The organism is archaeon CG10_big_fil_rev_8_21_14_0_10_43_11, assembly GCA_002763265.1.
In the GTDB taxonomy this organism is placed as follows: domain Archaea; phylum Nanobdellota; class Nanobdellia; order PEZQ01; family PEZQ01; genus PEZQ01.
On record PEZQ01000007.1, the window covers coordinates 1 to 17,228 of the forward strand.

19 protein-coding genes are annotated in these 17,228 nt (G+C 45.4%); 8 read left to right on the forward strand and 11 right to left on the reverse strand.

The features are described 5' to 3' along the window. Positions 1-248 (forward strand): hypothetical protein (locus tag COT72_03435; protein PIN99863.1); only part of this gene is annotated, 248 nt, incomplete at its 5' end. Between the two features lie 113 nt (positions 249-361). On the opposite strand, the gene COT72_03440 is transcribed toward COT72_03435, so the two are convergent. The 4 genes from COT72_03440 to COT72_03455 are packed head-to-tail and all read right to left on the reverse strand — an operon-like array spanning position 362 to position 2,973. After that, on the reverse strand, positions 362-1,858 hold the full coding sequence (locus COT72_03440) for an AMP phosphorylase (protein PIN99864.1): 1,497 nt from the start codon (positions 1,856-1,858) through the stop codon (positions 362-364). A 41-nt stretch (positions 1,859-1,899) separates the two neighbouring features. Further along, positions 1,900-2,469, reverse strand: coding sequence for a hypothetical protein (locus COT72_03445; GenBank protein PIN99865.1), 570 nt, complete (start codon positions 2,467-2,469; stop codon positions 1,900-1,902). Between the two features lie 39 nt (positions 2,470-2,508). Then, complete coding sequence (locus COT72_03450) at positions 2,509-2,790, reverse strand: elongation factor 1-beta (protein ID PIN99866.1); 282 nt, start codon at positions 2,788-2,790, stop codon at positions 2,509-2,511. Positions 2,791-2,805: 15 nt separating this feature from the next. Continuing rightward, positions 2,806-2,973, reverse strand: a complete 168-nt coding sequence (locus tag COT72_03455) for an RNA-binding protein (GenBank protein PIN99867.1) — start codon at positions 2,971-2,973, stop codon at positions 2,806-2,808. Between the two features lie 206 nt (positions 2,974-3,179). On the opposite strand from COT72_03455, the gene pth2 reads away from it, so the two are divergent. After that, positions 3,180-3,524, forward strand: a complete 345-nt coding sequence (gene pth2, locus COT72_03460) for an aminoacyl-tRNA hydrolase (GenBank protein PIN99868.1) — start codon at positions 3,180-3,182, stop codon at positions 3,522-3,524. Here pth2 and COT72_03465 read toward each other — a convergent pair. Further along, on the reverse strand, positions 3,516-4,055 hold the full coding sequence (locus COT72_03465) for a hypothetical protein (GenBank protein ID PIN99869.1): 540 nt from the start codon (positions 4,053-4,055) through the stop codon (positions 3,516-3,518). The genes pth2 and COT72_03465 overlap by 9 nt on opposite strands. A gap of 30 nt (positions 4,056-4,085) precedes the next feature. Next, entirely contained in the window at positions 4,086-5,135 is a 1,050-nt protein-coding gene (locus COT72_03470) for a hypothetical protein (GenBank protein ID PIN99870.1), read from the reverse strand. 86 nt (positions 5,136-5,221) lie between these two features. On the opposite strand from COT72_03470, the gene COT72_03475 reads away from it, so the two are divergent. From COT72_03475 to COT72_03485, 3 genes are all read left to right on the forward strand, one after another. Further along, positions 5,222-6,223 (forward strand): hypothetical protein, encoded by a 1,002-nt coding sequence (locus COT72_03475; GenBank protein ID PIN99871.1) that lies wholly within the window; start codon positions 5,222-5,224, stop codon positions 6,221-6,223. Next, complete coding sequence (locus tag COT72_03480) at positions 6,157-7,245, forward strand: hypothetical protein (GenBank protein PIN99872.1); 1,089 nt, start codon at positions 6,157-6,159, stop codon at positions 7,243-7,245. The genes COT72_03475 and COT72_03480 overlap by 67 nt, the downstream gene beginning before the upstream one ends. A 91-nt stretch (positions 7,246-7,336) precedes the next feature. Further along, positions 7,337-7,993 carry a ribonuclease HII gene (locus COT72_03485; GenBank protein PIN99873.1) on the forward strand — a complete coding sequence of 219 codons (657 nt, stop codon included), beginning with the start codon at positions 7,337-7,339 and terminating at the stop codon, positions 7,991-7,993. Between the two features lie 237 nt (positions 7,994-8,230). Here COT72_03485 and COT72_03490 read toward each other — a convergent pair whose 3' ends face one another. Genes COT72_03490 through COT72_03500 form a run of 3 tightly spaced genes read right to left on the reverse strand, consistent with a single transcriptional unit; the run spans position 8,231 to position 11,818 of the window. Then, positions 8,231-9,868, reverse strand: coding sequence for a hypothetical protein (locus tag COT72_03490; protein PIN99874.1), 1,638 nt, complete (start codon positions 9,866-9,868; stop codon positions 8,231-8,233). A gap of 46 nt (positions 9,869-9,914) precedes the next feature. Next, a complete protein-coding gene (locus tag COT72_03495) occupies positions 9,915-10,862 on the reverse strand; it encodes a hypothetical protein (GenBank protein PIN99875.1) in 948 nt (315 codons plus the stop codon). A gap of 44 nt (positions 10,863-10,906) precedes the next feature. Further along, on the reverse strand, positions 10,907-11,818 hold the full coding sequence (locus tag COT72_03500; protein ID PIN99876.1) for a hypothetical protein: 912 nt from the start codon (positions 11,816-11,818) through the stop codon (positions 10,907-10,909). Between the two features lie 52 nt (positions 11,819-11,870). On the opposite strand from COT72_03500, the gene COT72_03505 reads away from it, so the two are divergent. The 3 genes from COT72_03505 (at position 11,871) to COT72_03515 (ending at position 15,431) form a co-directional block, all read left to right on the forward strand. After that, complete coding sequence (locus COT72_03505; GenBank protein ID PIN99877.1) at positions 11,871-12,149, forward strand: hypothetical protein; 279 nt, start codon at positions 11,871-11,873, stop codon at positions 12,147-12,149. Positions 12,150-12,262: 113 nt separating this feature from the next. Next, a complete protein-coding gene (locus tag COT72_03510; GenBank protein PIN99878.1) occupies positions 12,263-13,447 on the forward strand; it encodes a hypothetical protein in 1,185 nt (394 codons plus the stop codon). Further along, the gene (locus COT72_03515) at positions 13,413-15,431 is read left to right on the forward strand and encodes a hypothetical protein (GenBank protein ID PIN99879.1); all 2,019 of its coding nucleotides are present in this window, start codon (positions 13,413-13,415) and stop codon (positions 15,429-15,431) included. Before COT72_03510 ends, COT72_03515 begins: the two co-directional genes overlap by 35 nt. On the opposite strand, the gene COT72_03520 is transcribed toward COT72_03515, so the two are convergent. Together COT72_03520 and COT72_03525 are read right to left on the reverse strand one after the other, a co-directional pair. Continuing rightward, a complete protein-coding gene (locus COT72_03520) occupies positions 15,364-16,209 on the reverse strand; it encodes a hypothetical protein (GenBank protein ID PIN99880.1) in 846 nt (281 codons plus the stop codon). The genes COT72_03515 and COT72_03520 overlap by 68 nt on opposite strands. After that, positions 16,191-17,210 (reverse strand): hypothetical protein, encoded by a 1,020-nt coding sequence (locus tag COT72_03525; GenBank protein PIN99881.1) that lies wholly within the window; start codon positions 17,208-17,210, stop codon positions 16,191-16,193. Before COT72_03525 ends, COT72_03520 begins: the two co-directional genes overlap by 19 nt. Positions 17,211-17,228 lie beyond the last annotated feature (18 nt).

Below are 17,228 nucleotides of genomic sequence, written 5' to 3' on the forward strand. Positions count from 1 at the left end.
AAACCGTGCTTCACGAACTCGCACTAGACGCGTGCGCCACACCCCAGCCTGGACTCTTTACCTACATTAATAACAGCATTCGCGCACTCGTCACAAACCACTACATTTTTCAGGCAAACAATGAAGTATTATTTGATAAAGACGCTCAGGTGAATCTCACCCATGCACGACCTGCACGCGTAAACTTTAATACTCCTTGCAATACAAATCTTAGCATTACGTTTGGTGCCTACTATGAATACCATTGAAGAAGAACTCCTCAAAGACATGAATAAAACGCTTCAGGAACTGATTGTACGCGTTGAGGAATTAGAAGAACGCGTACGCGCCATTGAAACAAGAAAAAAGTAAAAACCCCGCGTTAGCTAATAACAATTGTTTCAGGAAGCATTTTGTATGTGGTTATTGCGCGCTCAAGCTTGTGCTCAACGCCTGCATAAATGGTGAGAATGGTTTCTCCTTTTTTGACTCTGTCTTCTACATGCTTGTGCAGGTACGCACCTGCTTCGCGGTCGCGCGGCGCTCCTGCAGCCCGGCATACCGAAGAGAGTGCTTTACTGCTAATTGAACTGACCGTTCCTGCACGAGCGGCTTTGACTGCTATTGAGAATTCTCCGACACGGATATCTTTTGGCTTGATTTCGGGGTTTCCTCCCTGGGCTTTGATGATTTCTTTGAATTTTTTGTATGCTTTTTTTGAATCAAGTAATTGTTTTGCAAGCACCTCACCTTTTCCTTTTGGCGCTTTGCCACCCATTTCAAGAATGCGGCCTGCAAGCCGCACAGATTTATCGCGCAAATCTGTTGGACCATCGTTTCCCATTAAGACCTTAAGCACGTCAATTGCTTCAAGCGCAGGACCAATGCCATTGCCTATTGGTTGTGAACCATCGGTAATAATCACTGAAACGTGCATGTTAAGCGCTTTTCCAAGCAACTCAAACTGGCGTGCTAAATGTTTTGCAAGACCTGAATACTGCACTTTTGAGCCCTCACCAAACGGAATGTCAATAAGCACCACATTTGAACCTGCCGCCTTCTTTTTTGCCATGATACTTGAAAGAAGCAACGCCTCAGGGTCAAGCTTCATGGGGTGTCTGATGCGAATTAATTCATCATCTGCTGATGCAATTTTAAGCGCCCCACCCCACGCAATACACGCGCCAACTTTTTTCACGATTTTTTTAAGCTCATGTGAAGGAAGCGACACGGGCGCAAACACTTCCATAGTATCAGCAGTTCCCGCAGGCGAAGAGATTGCGCGCGATGAGAGTTTTGGAATAGTAAGGCCGCCTGCAGCAACAATTGACACAACAAGGGGTGTTGTGCGGTTTCCTGCAACACCGCCAACTGAGTGTTTGTCAACAACGATTTTTTTGCCAAATGAAAGCTTATCGCCAAAGCTCACCATTGCTTTTGTGAGGTTTGCAATCTCGCCTACCGTCATGCCCCGCGTATAGATTGCTGAAACAAAGGTGGCAAGCTCAACTGAAGAAAGCGTGTTGTCAACTGCATTTTTGATAATGTCAAAAATTTCTTCTTTTACGAGTTCCTCACCATCCAGTTTCTTCTTTATTGCATCAAGCGCAAGCGGTTTTGCAATGGGTTCAATACTTACTTCTTCATTATTTCGAATGCTCAACTCGTCCCATACTTCTCTAAAAAATCCAATCTGGTCATAACTTACCTGAAATTCAGTAACATTAACAAGCACAATCATAGACTGCGCACCCAGGGTGACGCGAATCCGGTCAAGAGAGTGGATATCATAATCCTCAGCAAAGTTCTTGTTAATGGTTGCAACCATAGTGCCGCCCGCTTCAAAATCAAGTGTTCGCGCTCTAAGAATAGGAATCATAGCTACTACACTAATAGTGAATAGAACTATTTAATGATTGTTCAATCAAAACCTAAAATTAGGGTTGCATCACCCTCTTTAAGGCGCATGCGTGATGCGAGAAACGCGTGGGCTGCAGGCCCGGGAGATGATGAAACAGCAGGCACATTAGCAAAGGGAAGTGCAGGCAATACAACTTCATCATAATCTTGTTTTGTTGAGGGCTGTTTGTGTTTGAAAAACACCGTCAGTGGAAGTGACGGTTTTGGAAACGTGCTGTCATGGCTGAGCGCAATGCTTGTTGGTTTTTGAAGGCAATTGAGAACGCCCACGTTTGACGCGTCTTCAAAAAGCGTGAGCGCGTAGAGCTCTTGTTTTTCTTTTTTCAAAAGAACGCGCGCATGTGCAAGACCCTGCGTTTTGTTGAGCACCTCAAGGGCGGGTGGTGTGCGTGATTCAACGAGTTGTGTATTAAGCAGGTTTGAAGAAATAATAAAATTTTCAAGCACGCTTTTTGTGGTCTTGTCTGCTACGGGATTTTTCACACAGCCATCACACTGCCAGTGCTCGCCGTCAAAATGTCCAAGGCGCGTATTAAAGCAGGGGTATATCGTGCATGTTTGAGAACGCATACCTAGTCTGTAGAAAAAACACGTATTAAGTTTTTCTGCTCAGTCAAGGTCAATTGCGCGTCGCACGTCTTCAACTTCGCAGGTTTCAACGCCGTCAATGCTTTTGAGTTCATCAGCAAAATCATCAACTTTGTTTCCGATTTGCTCGTCAAACACAGCGTAGAGAATAAGTGATTTCAAGCCGAACGCGAGCGGTTGTTGTTCAACCCCCTCAACGCGACCATGTTTTGCAAGCTGTTCAACTGCTTGCTTTTCAATTGCCGTCAAGTCATCATCAACGCTTGAAGGCATGATTTTAAAGGTAACAATTACTTCTGCCATGGGTAACTCAACTCATCAGGGTCCGCTAAATCCGCAGGATGCGCACGTGTACTTAACTGCATTACTTCTGCACTTCCCGCAGCGCTTGATAACGTGAGCTAAACACTTTGGGCATTTAAATTGCACGGAGTCCCCGCTTACAAGCAAGTCCCTGCTGCAATTATCGCATACGTTCTTTTCCATGATACAGCGACTAAAACGAGCACTGCTTTAAAAAGCTTACTCAAAAATCAGTAAGGTAGTTGTCAAGCGCGTCTTGGGCTGCGCGTAGTGTATAGTCCGCCTCGCGCACGAGCTTCTCACCATACATAATAAAATCATACACGTCTTTTCGCAGCTCTATTGATGGTGCGCACATTTAAAAACATTTATCATACCAATACTACCATATGAAACAGGCAATTGTGTTGCGAAAAGATGTGGGCATGCAGGCAGGAAAACTCGTTGCGCAAGGCGCGCATGCATCAGTTGACGCAGCAGAAAAAGCGCGCAAAAAAAGTCCTGACACGTACGAGCAATGGACGCGTGAGGGTATGAAAAAAATAGTTCTTAAAGTTATGAGTAAAGAAGAAATTGTTGAGCTTTTTGAGCGTGCCAAAAAAAAGACAATCGCAAGCCTCATAAAAGACGCGGGAAAAACCCAAGTTGAGCCCGGAACCATCACGGCAATCGCGATTGGACCCGACCATGATGCGGTTATTGACCTGCTTGTACGCGACTTGAAATTACTCTAATGCGTCAATAAACCGAAGAAATGAGAATCGAACCATATTTCTTCTTGTTTCAAGTTCTTTAATAAATGCGTCCTCTTTTACGTGGGTGAGAAAAAAACGTGGCGCTTCTTTGTGCGCTTTTGCCAACCATGCTAATTCTTCATTTGTCGTGCTTATAAGCGGGCGCGCAATACCACGGGACGCGAGAAAAAGGTTGTATTTTGATTTAGTAAACATAGCGTGCAAAAACGCGTTTGACGCATTAGTAAGCGTGCACGATTCTATGCGCGGAACTTTTTTTGTGTGCGACACAACACGAATATCAAATACGGGTTTTGGAAAGTAGGTTTTAAAAAAACGCACCAGAAAGCGAGCAGGCGTTGAGCCATTATCAACCAGATAATACGTGGTGTTTGGAACAATCATGCGGTATTTTCGAATCACGCGTTTTACGCGTTTGAACAAGCTTTGCTCAAAACATGACGCGCACGCGCGCGTATTATTATATGTTACCTGAATGCGCGCGGGTCTCTTACACGAACTGCAAGTCATCTGTTACAGGTCTATAGCGCGCAACGCTTTTTATGTGTTGCCAAGCGCGCTTGAAAGAATTGAATTGCACAACTGCTGTTGTTCTTCACTTGAAAGCGTGTTGTATTCTGCGCTTGTAACGCTTGTTGCCTGCACCACAAGGTCATGACAATCCTGGTCAGTCATGTTAAGACCGCCAAGGGGCAACCCCCCGCCAAGCAATCCTGAAAGCCCGCCTGCAAGACCCTGACCAAGCGCGTCTCCGACAAGCTGACCAAACACGTCACCTAAATCTGCTGACGCATTTTGAGGGCCTGCATATTCTAAGGAAAGCAATTCGCCAATGCGCGTTGATGACTGGGGACTTGCAAGACTGTTAATGCCTACAAAGAGCATAATAAGCGCGATAACGCCAAAAATCGCAAGCTTGTGGTCATAAAAATAACTGGTAACCGCAAGCACCACGTTTTGCGGTGAATCTCTTGCGTGATGAAACAAAACAACATGCCCGGTTTGCTCGTCAAGGGTTAGTATAAAGGTTCGCCACTTGCACGCAACGCGCACAACCCATGTTTCTGCTTCTTTTTTTGCATCCTGCACGTGAACGTCTTCAAATCCTTTTTCATGCATGAACTCCTGGCAAAGACGCGTTGCTTCTGCTTGCGTCACGCGCTCAGACAAAATGCCTTTTGCCATGCTCGCATCTGCAAGACGCAGTACCAGAGCGCGCAGGCGTTGCACAATCACTTCAAGTGCTTCAAATTCTTTTCGTGAAACCTGCTTTGATTTCAAGCCAAATGTGAGCAGTTCTGCAACGATGTAAAACCCGATAAACGCGATAAACGCGCCGATAAAGTCACCAATATCAAAGGGAAGGCTGCTAAAATACTGCGCACCAATGATAACGCCCGCCCAATAAATTGCAACACCGCTAATGATACGAATTACAAGCGTGAGCGCTGAGGGCAGTTTTGCTTCAAACTTTGCTGAAAACTTGCCGCCAAGCCACCAGATAATAAAAAGCGCGGTAAGCTTGTTTAACCAAAAAAATATCTCGCCAAAACCAAGCGCGTCTGAAATAGTTGAAATAATATCAGCCATACCCATACCCACAAGGGCACGCGGGGCTTAATTATGTTTCGAAGAAATAGATTTATCAAATATGCGCACACGAACATACATAGGCTATGAAACGTATTGACGGCTCAAAATTTGAAGGCGGAGGTTCCCTGCTTCGCCTTGCAACCAGCATTAGCGCAGCAATTGGCAAGCCAATTGAAGTGTACCATATACGAAAAAACAGAACCCCTTCAGGACTCAAAATGCAACATTTGCACGCGCTCAAAGCACTCAGCACATTTTGCAATGGCACGCTCAAAGGAGCAACTATTGGTTCTGAGCGCATACGCTTCTACCCGGGAAGAACGTTTGAAAAGAACATCAGCGTCAGGATTCCTACTGCAGGAGCAACAACGCTTGTACTACAAAATTTGGTTCCAACAGCTGTGCTCGCGCACAAACCCGTTCAAATCAATGTATATGGAGGAACGCATGTGGCATGGAGCCCGCCTGCAGAATACTTTGAGCACGTGTTTTGTGATTTCATGAAAAACATAGGGTGCGACCTGCAGTTTAGACTGCACGAATACGGTTTTTATCCAAAAGGCGGCGGGCACGTGAGTCTTGCCATTACCAAAACAAACCTGCAACCCTTCTTGTTTGTTGAAACCGGCGCGCTTAAAGGCATTGACGCCCACAGCATTGCAACAACCCACCTCAAACAAGCGGACGTTGCAAAGCGACAACTCGAAGCATTTAAAAAAGAGTTCACAGACCAAACCATCACGGGCACAGCACAGTACGTGCAAAGCATGAGTGCAGGAAGCAACATTCATGCGCACGCGTACTACGAGCACGCAAAAATCGGGGTTGAAGTGCTTGGCAAAAAAGGCGTGCGCGCAGAACAGGTTGGAAAACAGTGCGCGCAAAAATTGCACGCTGAACTTGCAAGCAAAGCGCCGGTTGACGAGCACATGGCAGACCAGCTCATACCCTTCATGACACCAGGCTCGCGGTTTAGAACGTCACGAATCAGTTTGCATACTAAGACAAACCTGTGGGTATGCGAACAATTATTAAATTATCAGTACGTTGTCAAAGGTACAGAGATAGTATGCAAAAAGCAATAGAATGGGTAAAAAAAGCAAAAGAAGTAGGTATTATCTATGATTTTGATGTTGACGGCATCACCTCGTGCGCACTGCTCATCAAGCTCTTAGAAGAGCGCGGTGTTGTGGTCAGAAAGTTTGCTGCAAGCCCGCGACCATCGTTTGAGCGCAACCCCGCTTTTGAACTTGTTAAATACTATCCAGACATTGCAATTCTTGACATTTCACTTACAAAAGAAGATGTTGAACGCTTCAAAGACTTGCACGTGCTCAATATTGACCATCATGAAAGCGGGCTCCAGCGAAGCACAAAAAACGTGCGCATCTGGAAACATAAAGGAGCCTACACACCAACAGCAAAAATGGTATTTGAACTGGCAAAGAAAATGAGCAAAACGTTTGACGCGCATGACTGGATAAGCGCGGTCGGCGTGATAAGTGATTTTGGGGGTCCATGGCACACGAAATTTGTTGAGGACGTGCACAAAAAATACAATCTTGACAAGGGTGGTGACAACAAATTCTTTGACTCAAAACTAGGCGAAATCGCAAAAGTGCTTAATGCAGTTCGCACTGCAGGAGACATTACGCGTGCAAGCGTTGCTGTCAAAGCCGTGCTTGAGTGTGACGGGCCACACGATTTTTTTGAAGCGCGAAACCCAAAAATAAAACTCATCTACCGCTTGTACACAAAAATTCAAGAACGCATTGAAAGCGAGCTTGAACGATTCAAAAACAAAGCCCAGCGTTCACAAAACAGGATTTTGTTCATGCTCAAAGACCAGCACTACAATATTCGCTCAACGCTCTCAACCATGCTCTCAGCACGCCTTGAAAGCAAGACAATTGCCGTTGCAGAAATCAGAAACACCGGCTACATTCATATTAGTTTGCGCTCGCGAAGCGAAAACATTCTTGATATTATTGACGCAGTAAAAAAACAAATGGACGCAACCGGCGGCGGACACAAGAGTGCTGCTGCACTTACCATCAAAGAAGAAGATTTGGGCGCGTTTAAAGAAATCTATCTCAAACGAAGATGACCCCCTGCCGCTGCGTGTTCACGGCGCAGTGGTCAATAAACGTTTATTAAGCGCTAATGCTTTGCTCTTCTTCTTAGAGGGGAATAAGAGAATGTTAATTGCAGGCATTGAAGAAGCAGGCAGAGGACCGGTTATTGGACCGCTTGTAGTGTGCGGCGTTCTTGTTGAACAAGACCGGCTCAAAGAATTAATGAGTATTGGCGTTAAAGATTCTAAAATGCTCTCACCAGAACGCCGTGAAGAACTGTTTCCAAAAATCAAAGCAATTGCAAAAAAAGTACACTGCATCAAAATAACCGCTAAAGAAATTGACGGACGCGAAGAGCGCGGACTCAACCTTAATGACTTAGAAGCAATCAACATGGCAAAAATTGCGGATATTCTCAAAGCAGACCGCGTGATTATTGACGCGCCAAGCACGAATATTCCTGCAATAACAAAACAAATCAGGGACTTGATGAAACACGACTGCGAACTTATTTTAGAACACAAAGCAGATGTAAAATATCCGGTTGTTTCTGCTGCGAGCATCATTGCAAAAGTCACGCGCGATCAGGAAGTAGTAAAGATTGAAGACGTATTGAAACTTAAAATTGGTTCAGGCTATCCAAGCGACCCTATCACGCAAAAATTTCTTGACACGTATTGGAGCCAGCTCTCAGAGATTCCTTTTATCCGCAACTCGTGGGACACAATAAAACGGCTCAAAGCAAAAAAAGGCCAAATGAATATCAGCAAATATTTCTAAAAATCAGAATCGCCTGAACAAGAGAAACCCGGTCACTCATAGCAAACAAACAGTGCACAGAGTACATTAAAATGTGTTGGTATGAGAAGTGATAGCGAGGCGTGCCACGCCGCGGAAGTTGTGACACGCCCCTATCACTCCAGCAAATAAGGAGTGATTATAAGCAGTGATGACAACCAAGCATTGTACCGCGCTTTTAAACCTTTTCTTATACCACGCACTATCACGGTTTAAACATTAACTGACTCCGACAACAAAATTCTTTGGATTGACCTTTTTGTTTGGCCTGCTTGTAGCGCACAAAGAGCGCGGGAATCGCACGAACACGGGCTCAGGAAAGGTGTCATGGTCAAGAAGCGCAACACCCTTGTTGAGGCGCGTGATTGCGCGCACAAAATCATTTGGATAATACCGATAAATCTCTGCGCTCAGCTCTTTTGCTTTAAGGCGCGTGAACACGCGCGTTGCCATGTTTTGCAGGATGTTATCATCAATCTGGCTTGGGTATTGTTCTACGCCAAGAAGAGAGAGTCCTGCAAATCGTCCGCGCTCGGCAATGTTTTTTACTCCTGCTTTTACGCCGCTCAAAAAACTTTCAGAACCCATTGAACGGTGCGCGTACTTGCTTAATTCATCTACAAAAAACACAACGCGCTTGACACCGGTTTTTTCCTCTAAAACTTTTGTTTCCAGATACGATTTTACGTGCGAGAGGATTTTTTGAAAAATCATGCGCTGCGCAGTTGAGGTCATGAGCACATCATTTAAATCAAACGTGACAAATGTTTTTGGCTGAATCACGCTCAGTAAATCAGGAAACACTGATTTTTTGAAATTTTTATTGATAAATTTCTTGCTTGCAAGATTGCGCAAGTGCTTGATTGTTTTTCGAATGGTTGCTGCATGATGGCTTCCGGGAACCCGTTTTTCATTATCTGCTGCTTCCTGCCACTCTTCGAGCAGGCGGATTGCGTCATCAAAATTCTCAATATCAGGCATTGACCCAAGATGTGAAACAAGAATGCGCGCGTTCTCATCGTCTTTACTCTCAGAAAAAAGCAGATTCAAATCATACTTAATATCTTTCCATGAGAGCGTGAAATCCTTTTCTTTACCATCTTTTCGAAGCGAAATCCCTGCGGGTGCAAACAACTGGAAATTCAGCCATTTCAAATCAGTCATGTTAAGCGCGCGCCACAAGCGCTCATCTTCACTGGTAAGTTCCTCATTAACATAGTCAAGCCACAATAAGTCCTCACCCTTCACGTTAATGCCAATCACGCACACGTCATCCAAGTTTTTGAGTGCAAGAAGCGCGGCGTTAAGCGCCATATTGGTCTTAGCATAACCGGTTTGTCCGCCAATGTTGATGCCTTGCGCTTCTTTTCCAAACAAGTACTGGTCAGGAAGCAGGATAAGCGCGCTCTGTTCTGAAACGTTTCCTGTCGGCGTTGTTGAAAACCCAAGGGGAATGCCTTTGTCAGGCATGCCAAACGCGTATTTGACGCCGTGCGCGGTTGCAAGAAACACTTTTTTCTCACCAGACACGGGCCGCACGGTTCCGCTCAGCCAGCGCAGGATTTTTGCGCGCGCAGCCTGGCAAATAAAGCGGTCTGTTTTGCTCTCGTATTCTGCATCACCAAAATTGTGTGAAGCAAAGGCTTCAAGAGCGGAAGCATAATCCATGTTTTCAGAAACGCTCTCAACAACAGCAAAACACACGTCCGTATCATCTTTGATGCCAATAACGCTTCCGGGCTCTAAGAACTTGACATTAGCGTCCTTGTGCACCCAGAAGTGGAAGTGCTCAACCGTACTTGACACACTCGACGCTGTTGAAAATGTTTTTCCCACAAGAATCTCTTCATTAAGCATAACTTAGCTCGCCTAGGCCTGTGTGTGCAGTGGGCGTTATTAATCATTATTGTAAAGCATCACGCAAGAAAACAGACACGAGCTGGATTGACGGAAGCTTTGATGACAAGAACTTCTCGCACACGCTAATAGGGTAGAGTTTTTTTCCGCTCTGATGCGTTTTCATGTCAAGAGGGAAGCGCTCAGAATGCACAAAACCCGCAAATGCGTTCACGTCGCTCACGCTCTGACAAATAGCGTGGGGCACTTCCACGCGCACAACTGAGTAGTACGGGTCTTTTTTTGGAAACAATTTCTGATAAAAAGAAACAACCGGTTTTGGGTCTTTGTCATCGCCCATTCCAAGCGTGAACGCTCCTGTTCGCTGGCCGTGTTTGAGCGAATAAAACACGCTCTTGTCTGGCACGTAGAGTGATGCGTGGCGTTTTATCACGCCAAGCACATTAAACCCCGGCGTGAAGACTTCAGGAAACACAAGCCTGCCGTCATACACAATGATTTCATCACTACCCACAATTTTAAGTGATTTTTTAAGAAGCGTGCGCTCCAAATTCTCACGAAGGCTTGAGGAACGCGCATAATACTCTAACGGGTTTTGGGCATCAACGCGTTCAATCGGCAATGTTGATTCAAAAGGTTTTGGACTGCTCGTAATAAATGAAGCGTGCATAAGCGGCTCGCCAAAGGGCGTTATTACGCCGTCTTTTCTTCGCATGATTGCTGCTCCTGAAAAATGCACAAACAATGGGTGCGTGTCAATCTCTCCAAGCATAAGCGTGCGCTGGATGCCATCAATAAAATACACTGACGAGAACTTTTTTGAATGGTGCGCAATATCAAACGTGCCCGTGTCAATGGTGGTTCGCACGCTTGCCTGCTTTTGAAACGGTAACGGGTCAGTGCGCTCTTCTTCCAAGAACAGGTCGTGACTGCCATGAAACCCTTCAAGGGATTCAACACTTTTTTTAATACCAAGAAATAATGACTTATCCATTCCCTTAATTGCACATATGTTTGATTAATAAAAAAAGTGGTGTTCTAGCTTCCAATATTCACTGCGCCCGCAAACTTGCACTCGCAAAATCCGTCCACGAGCTCACCATAATCAAACCCTTCATCAAGACAGAAATTGTTGCAGCGAGCGCGCCCTGACTGGAAAATCTCAATTGAGTATGATGAAAGAAATGTATCAATAAACGTTTGCGCGTGGGGATTAACTGCGTGCACAAATGAATAGTATGTGTACACGCCAAGCACTAAGAGAATAAAAAGAATAACCATCACGCGACCTGCCTGTTTTGCATACATGCTCCAGCGCTCACTCCATGACACGCCAAAAACAAATCCAATCAAAAAACCAATCACGTGACCCAAATCCCCTGACAAAACGCCTTGCGCAATTGCGGTTTCAAGACTCAAAAAACTGTACGCGCCAATGAGGGCAAGCTGCACAATTGATGCAATAAGCACATCAACAAAAAAGGTAATCTTACTAAACGTGACCTCCTCTGTTTGTGTTGCAACCTGTGTCTTACCAAACACAAAGGAGTACGCGCGCGTTTTTTTAACAGCAAGCGGATTCATTACAAACGCAACTGCCATAATGGTAAAAATTGAGCCTGACGCGCCAACCAGCAAGTTTGCACGACCATACGCAAGCGAGCTGAGCAGGAATGCTGCAGCCCCGCCAAAAAAGAACACAATTGCGTATTTTCGCACGCCAATCAAATCCTCAAGCAGGTTTCCTATAAAATAGAGCAGGCCAAGATTAATGAGTAAATGCATGATGTTTGCGTGCATGAAAAGTGCGGTTATTGCCACATACACCCTGCCTTCAAGAAAGTTTCCAAGACTGTAAAAAAAGTTTTTTGCAACAAACTCTGCGGGCAGGAATTGGGCAAAAACAAAGGTTAGCACGCACAAAATAACCAGTTTGTTTGTAAGCTTCATACCCTGTGTAATGAGTAAGATTAAAATATTTAAAAATACCACCTAGAATAGTATGAAACGGGGAATGTTAGCTACACTTATGGTACTCGTGCTTGCTACGCCTGTTCTTGCACAAAGCATTTTCGACTCGCAAACCCTTGACGGCGGTTTTTGGGAACCGGTTGGCGGAGAACTCGCCTACACTAATGGGCTTGTCGTAGCGTACGGCTTTGCAGGAGGCGGATTTGTAGCAGTGCTTGTTGTCATTGTATTCGGTGGCTTTGTCTTTTACAAATACAAGTACCAGAAAAAAGACCAGGCAACCGGCGAACTCGTGCGTTTTGGCAAATAAGGCCAGTAAAAAGCGCAAAACAAGCAGTTTAAGAGCGTCAAAGATAACATGTGTTATACAGAACATAATTTCTTATATTATTCTGCCCATTCAAAACACACGGTGAGGAGGGCATGAAGTTTTTACATTTCTCAGACACGCATATAGGTAAACGCAACTTCAAACTTGAAGAGCGCGAAGGTGATTTTGAACGCGCATTTGAGCAATGCGTGAGTCTTGCGCTCGAAGAGCAGGTTGATTTTGTGATTCATGCAGGCGACATGTTTGACATTGGCAGACCAAGCCACAAATCAATCGTGTTTGTTATCACCCAGCTCAAACGCCTTAAAAAACAAAATATCCCGGTATTCACCGTTGCAGGAAGCCATGACATGAGTAAAGATGATACTGTGCTTTCTATTCTTGAAAAAGTCGGGCTGATTGTAAACCTGTCAAGCCAGCGCTTTTTTTCAGTGGAAAATGACAAGCTTGTTCTTGACGGGGTTGTAGTAGGTGACGCGTTTGTGTGCGGCGTTCCGGGACGACAAGCACAGATTAAAGACATTTTCAAAGCACTCACTATAAAAGAGCACCGCGCAGCGTACCGCGTGTTCGTATTTCACCACACTATCTCATCTATTTCTCCTGTGTTTGAAGACATTCCAACCGCGCTTTTGCCGCGCGGCTTTGATTATTACGCTGGCGGGCACTGGCACCTGCCGTTTGACGAACCGTATGACACGGGAATGATTGTGTATCCGGGCTCGCCTGAATTTGTGGAACTCAAAGAAATGCGCCATGGCGGACTAAAGGGCGTGGTGCTTGTTGATACTAAGAAAAAAACGTTTAAGCGCATACCCCTTGCCACGCGCGACGTGCGTGTTGAGCGCGTTGACTGCACGAACATGCTTGCAGATGACGTAAATGAGAAGTGTTTTTCTCTTCTTAGCAAAAACCACGGAACCCTGCTTGTTATTGAAGTGCACGGCACACTGCGTGGAGGAACAAAAAGCGAGATTAACAAGTTTAACATCAATGAAGAAGCACAAAAACAAGGGTATTTGTATTGTAATGTGCGTACTGCTGACGTGTTAAGCCCAAACCAGAGCGTGCGCGTACTCTCAGCAGGTAAAAGCCTTAAACTCATTGAAGCAGAGTACCTCACAAAAAAAGGGTATTTGCCACGCCAAATTGCTCTTGGGCAAAAAATCATTCAATCTCTTGGCGATTCAACAAAAAACGCGACGCAGATTCGTGATGCTCAAAAAGAATTAGTAGAGGAAATTGACCGTGATACTTCGAACTATCGAATTAACTAATATTCGCTCATACCTGCATGAGAGTATTGGCTTTGATAAAGGCATTACGGTTATTACCGGGAGAACCGGCAGCGGCAAAAGCACTATTCTTATGAGCCTTGAATACGCGCTTTTTGGCAATGCAGCAAGCGTTTCTGGAAACGCCCTGCTTCGAAGAGGCGCGCACGAAGGAAGTATTCGTCTTGTGTTTGAACACGCGGGCCACGAGTACGTGGTTGAGCGGGGGCTTGTGCGCATCAAAGAAAAAGTAAGCTTCAACAAAGATTCGCTTGCGCTCTACAAAGACGGCGAGCGCGTGCCGGTTATCAGCAGGGTTCGCGACCTTGATGAAATGATTTGCGACATTCTTGGCTACGACGCGGACGCAAACGCGTCTGAACTGTTTAGCGTAACCTCCTACACACGCCAGGATGAAATAAAAAAACTCATGACCCTCTCATCAGAAAAACGCCAGGAATTTATTGATAGCATCCTGCAACTTGCAAAATACAAGCTCGCATGGGTGAACATAAAAGACCTTGTTTCCCATTTTTCTCAGGAACTCAGCCGCATTGACGGCATGCTGAGCGCAAAAACGCGTCTTGAAGCAGAACAAAGCGAACTAATCGCAAAAAAAGAAAAAAAAGAAAAGGAGTATGCGCATGCAAAAGCACGTCTTAGCGCATTGCAAAAAAAACAGAGCGAACACGAAAAAAAACACGCACGCACGCAAGAGCAGTATAGCGCGCTTAAAAAACAACAAGAACACGTGTATCAAAAAAAAGCGCGCATACACAGTCTTGAAACACAACAAGACGCTATTGCAAAGCGCATTGATGAGATTGAAAAAAAACTGCCGGACCTTGAAATCATGGTTGCAAAAAGCGGGGCGCACGAATTTGACCTACTGTTAGAAAACAAAAGTAAAACCCACGCACTACTAGAAACAAAACAAGAACACGCCAAAAAAGCAGAAGAAGAAGAAAAGCGTATTCGCGCTCTTGGCATTGGGGCGTGTCCAGTATGCAAGCAAGAGGTCAAACATGAACATGTTTTGCAGGTTTCACATGAATACGCTATTACTCTTGAACAATTGCACAAAGAAATTGACGCACTCTCACAAAATCATGAACACCTTGCAAAACGTGTTGAAAACGCACGGGAAGGGGTGCGCGCAAAACAAGAACAAGACGCGCTAGAAGCGCAAAAACACGAGCTTGCAACAGAACGCACGCACAGGTTAGATGAACTTGCAACGCTACATGCTGAGGATGACAAGGGCGTGTCTGAAAAAAACATGCACGAGCTTGAAGCAGAACGTGAAGCATGCATTGCGCGCGCAAACCAACTGAGCACAGAACGCGCACAGCTTGAAACACAGAGCGCGTACTTGCTTGAAGCAATAAGCGAACATGAAGAACAGATTAAACAAAAAAAAGCAGAACAAGCACAGATTAGCAAGCAAGAAGCGCAACGAAAACAGGTGAGCAACGTGTGCGTGTTTCTCTCAAATCTTCGAGAAGATGTGCGCAACATTCGTGAAGTTGTTCGCGACACCTTTCTAGACGCGTTTAAAGTTGAGTTTCACAAATACTTTGAGGAATTGCGCCGTTTTGAAGAAGAATACACCGTTGATGTGAAAACCGATTACGAACCAGTAGCGTACGCAACAGACGGGCTTGAAGTCAGCATTAACGCGCTAAGCGGAGGGGAGAAAACAAGTGTTGCACTCTCGTACCGGCTTGCACTTGCCTATATTGCTGCAGAATTAGGCGGGGTGTCACAAAGTGAACTTCTCATTCTCGACGAGCCAACGGTTGGTTTTGACAGTGAAGATGTGCGCTTACTTCCTGAAATCCTTCAAAGCATTCGCATACCCCAAATCATTATTGTAACGCATGAAGAAGAACTCAAAACCGCTGCTGACGTGAATTATATTACGAACAAAAAAGCAGGCGTGACCCGCATTTCTGCTCAAGAATTTCAACACCTTCCTGGAAGGTGATAAAACGCGCGCCACGCTCTTTAGCATACGCAATAAGTGCTTCAAGATTTTCTCGCGTGTAGGTTCCTGCAGGCGTAGTGTACGCTTCAAAACCTGCCACTCCAGAAAGCGGGACAAGCTCCCAGGGGTGGAGTGAAACAACAACAAACACGTGCGTATTGTTTTTTTGACGCGCAAGGGTTTTGTCATACACATCAGTCCACACTAACGGATAGGTTGTGGAAGGATAAAAAAGAGGGGCTGATGTGATGCGAGTCAGGTTTGTTCCTGCAACAAGCATGGGGTATTCGCGGTCGTGGGAACCCTCACTGGTCATGCCTTGTTCGCTCAAGACGCGCAACAAAACGTCGGTTGTGTACTGGTAGGGTGCGCGAAAACAGGTGATGCGAACACCACTTGCGTTCTTGATTTCATCAATGGTTTTTACCACAATGTCGCGCGTCTGCTCATAGGAAAGACCAGTAAAGTTTTCATGCTCGTATGCATGACCGCACAACTCATGACCCTCTCGCGCGAGCGAGCGAACAAGCTCAGGGTATTCGCGCGCAACATTGCCCGTAACAAAAAAGGAAGCGCGCACGCCCTCGTGCAAAAGCAGTGCGCGAAGATAATCTAATCCCTCAGTGAGTCCTTTTGTGGTGTTAAGAACAGGCACGAGGTCTCTTTCCGTATCAATGCTTATAAGCACGTACTCGCGCGTAGCAGGCAGGTTCTCCACAAAGGAGAGCAAAATAAGGATGATTGTCAGCGTGACAAAACTTATGTTATACCTATCCATTTTGTTAACACCACGTTTAATCCAATCATGAACACGAACGCTCCAACAAGGCTTGCAACTAATCCAAAGGTGCTTTCAAGACCAAGCAGTTGCAGGGGTTTGAGCACGAGAATGAAATGCGCAAGATACGCCAGCAAGGGGTTTTGCCCATAGGGAACAAGAATGCGTGATATAATGCGTTTGAGCGCACCTGTGCGCAACAATTCGTAGAGTGAAACTGCAAAAAGAAACACGCTCACTTCAAGCATAACTGAGTGAGGGTTGCGTGCATAAAAATTGATTGGCGCAATTGCCACGTGCGTAAAAAGCGCAAACAGCGTTAAAACAAGTGCGATATTGCGGATTTTGTGCATGAATGCCCTCTTGTTTTTTGCGTCAGTATACGCCCATGCAACAAGCACGCCTACCAAAAAGAGAGGAAGCAGATTAAGCGGTGAGAAAAAGCCGCGAAACAACGCGTTAATGACCATGCTTGGCATCACTGATGCATCACGCACGCCAGTACATACGGGAAATTGTGCGCTCGCATCATACACCAGAGGTTTAATAATGGGTTGGACAATAACTAACCCCATAATGATAACAAGAAGGGTTCGCTTTGAAGGCTTGCACGAAAGAAGCGCAAAAGAAACAAGCGCGGTAATGCCCACACCCTGTATTGCCTCGCTCCACGACTGAAACATGCAAAAATCCCACATAAGCGTAGTAAAGAGCGCTGAGAACGCGATGTAAAACCCGTAATGCACAAGAACGTGCGCTGCATTCTGCTTCCACGATGCGCCACGCTTTTTCCTGCTTTTTAGGGACAAAAACAATCCTGCCCCGCTTGTTGCAAGAAACAGGGCAAGTACTGAAAAATGCGGGGGCATGTTAAACGCGCGGATAAAAAAAGGCGCGTCTGCGTACACGTTTTTTGTTGAAAAAAAATCAAACACTTGCCAGCCTGCCATTTGCAAAATAGCAAGACCGCGTGCAATATCAACAAAAGTTATTCGCGCCATGTGTGCGCTACAAGAGGG

Coding starts and splice junctions, on each gene's coding strand:
- COT72_03450 (PIN99866.1), bottom strand. CDS start 2,790: ATGGCAGAAGTAATTGTTACCTTTAAAATCATGCCTTCAAGCGTTGAT.
- COT72_03465 (PIN99869.1), bottom strand. CDS start 4,055: ATGACTTGCAGTTCGTGTAAGAGACCCGCGCGCATTCAGGTAACATAT.
- COT72_03495 (PIN99875.1), bottom strand. CDS start 10,862: ATGGATAAGTCATTATTTCTTGGTATTAAAAAAAGTGTTGAATCCCTT.
- COT72_03470 (PIN99870.1), bottom strand. CDS start 5,135: ATGGCTGATATTATTTCAACTATTTCAGACGCGCTTGGTTTTGGCGAG.
- COT72_03490 (PIN99874.1), bottom strand. CDS start 9,868: ATGCTTAATGAAGAGATTCTTGTGGGAAAAACATTTTCAACAGCGTCG.
- COT72_03525 (PIN99881.1), bottom strand. CDS start 17,210: ATGGCGCGAATAACTTTTGTTGATATTGCACGCGGTCTTGCTATTTTG.
- COT72_03485 (PIN99873.1), top strand. CDS start 7,337: ATGTTAATTGCAGGCATTGAAGAAGCAGGCAGAGGACCGGTTATTGGA.
- COT72_03445 (PIN99865.1), bottom strand. CDS start 2,469: ATGCGTTCTCAAACATGCACGATATACCCCTGCTTTAATACGCGCCTT.
- pth2 (PIN99868.1), top strand. CDS start 3,180: ATGAAACAGGCAATTGTGTTGCGAAAAGATGTGGGCATGCAGGCAGGA.
- COT72_03500 (PIN99876.1), bottom strand. CDS start 11,818: ATGAAGCTTACAAACAAACTGGTTATTTTGTGCGTGCTAACCTTTGTT.
- COT72_03480 (PIN99872.1), top strand. CDS start 6,157: ATGCGAACAATTATTAAATTATCAGTACGTTGTCAAAGGTACAGAGAT.
- COT72_03475 (PIN99871.1), top strand. CDS start 5,222: ATGAAACGTATTGACGGCTCAAAATTTGAAGGCGGAGGTTCCCTGCTT.
- COT72_03440 (PIN99864.1), bottom strand. CDS start 1,858: ATGATTCCTATTCTTAGAGCGCGAACACTTGATTTTGAAGCGGGCGGC.
- COT72_03505 (PIN99877.1), top strand. CDS start 11,871: ATGAAACGGGGAATGTTAGCTACACTTATGGTACTCGTGCTTGCTACG.
- COT72_03510 (PIN99878.1), top strand. CDS start 12,263: ATGAAGTTTTTACATTTCTCAGACACGCATATAGGTAAACGCAACTTC.
- COT72_03520 (PIN99880.1), bottom strand. CDS start 16,209: ATGGATAGGTATAACATAAGTTTTGTCACGCTGACAATCATCCTTATT.
- COT72_03455 (PIN99867.1), bottom strand. CDS start 2,973: ATGGAAAAGAACGTATGCGATAATTGCAGCAGGGACTTGCTTGTAAGC.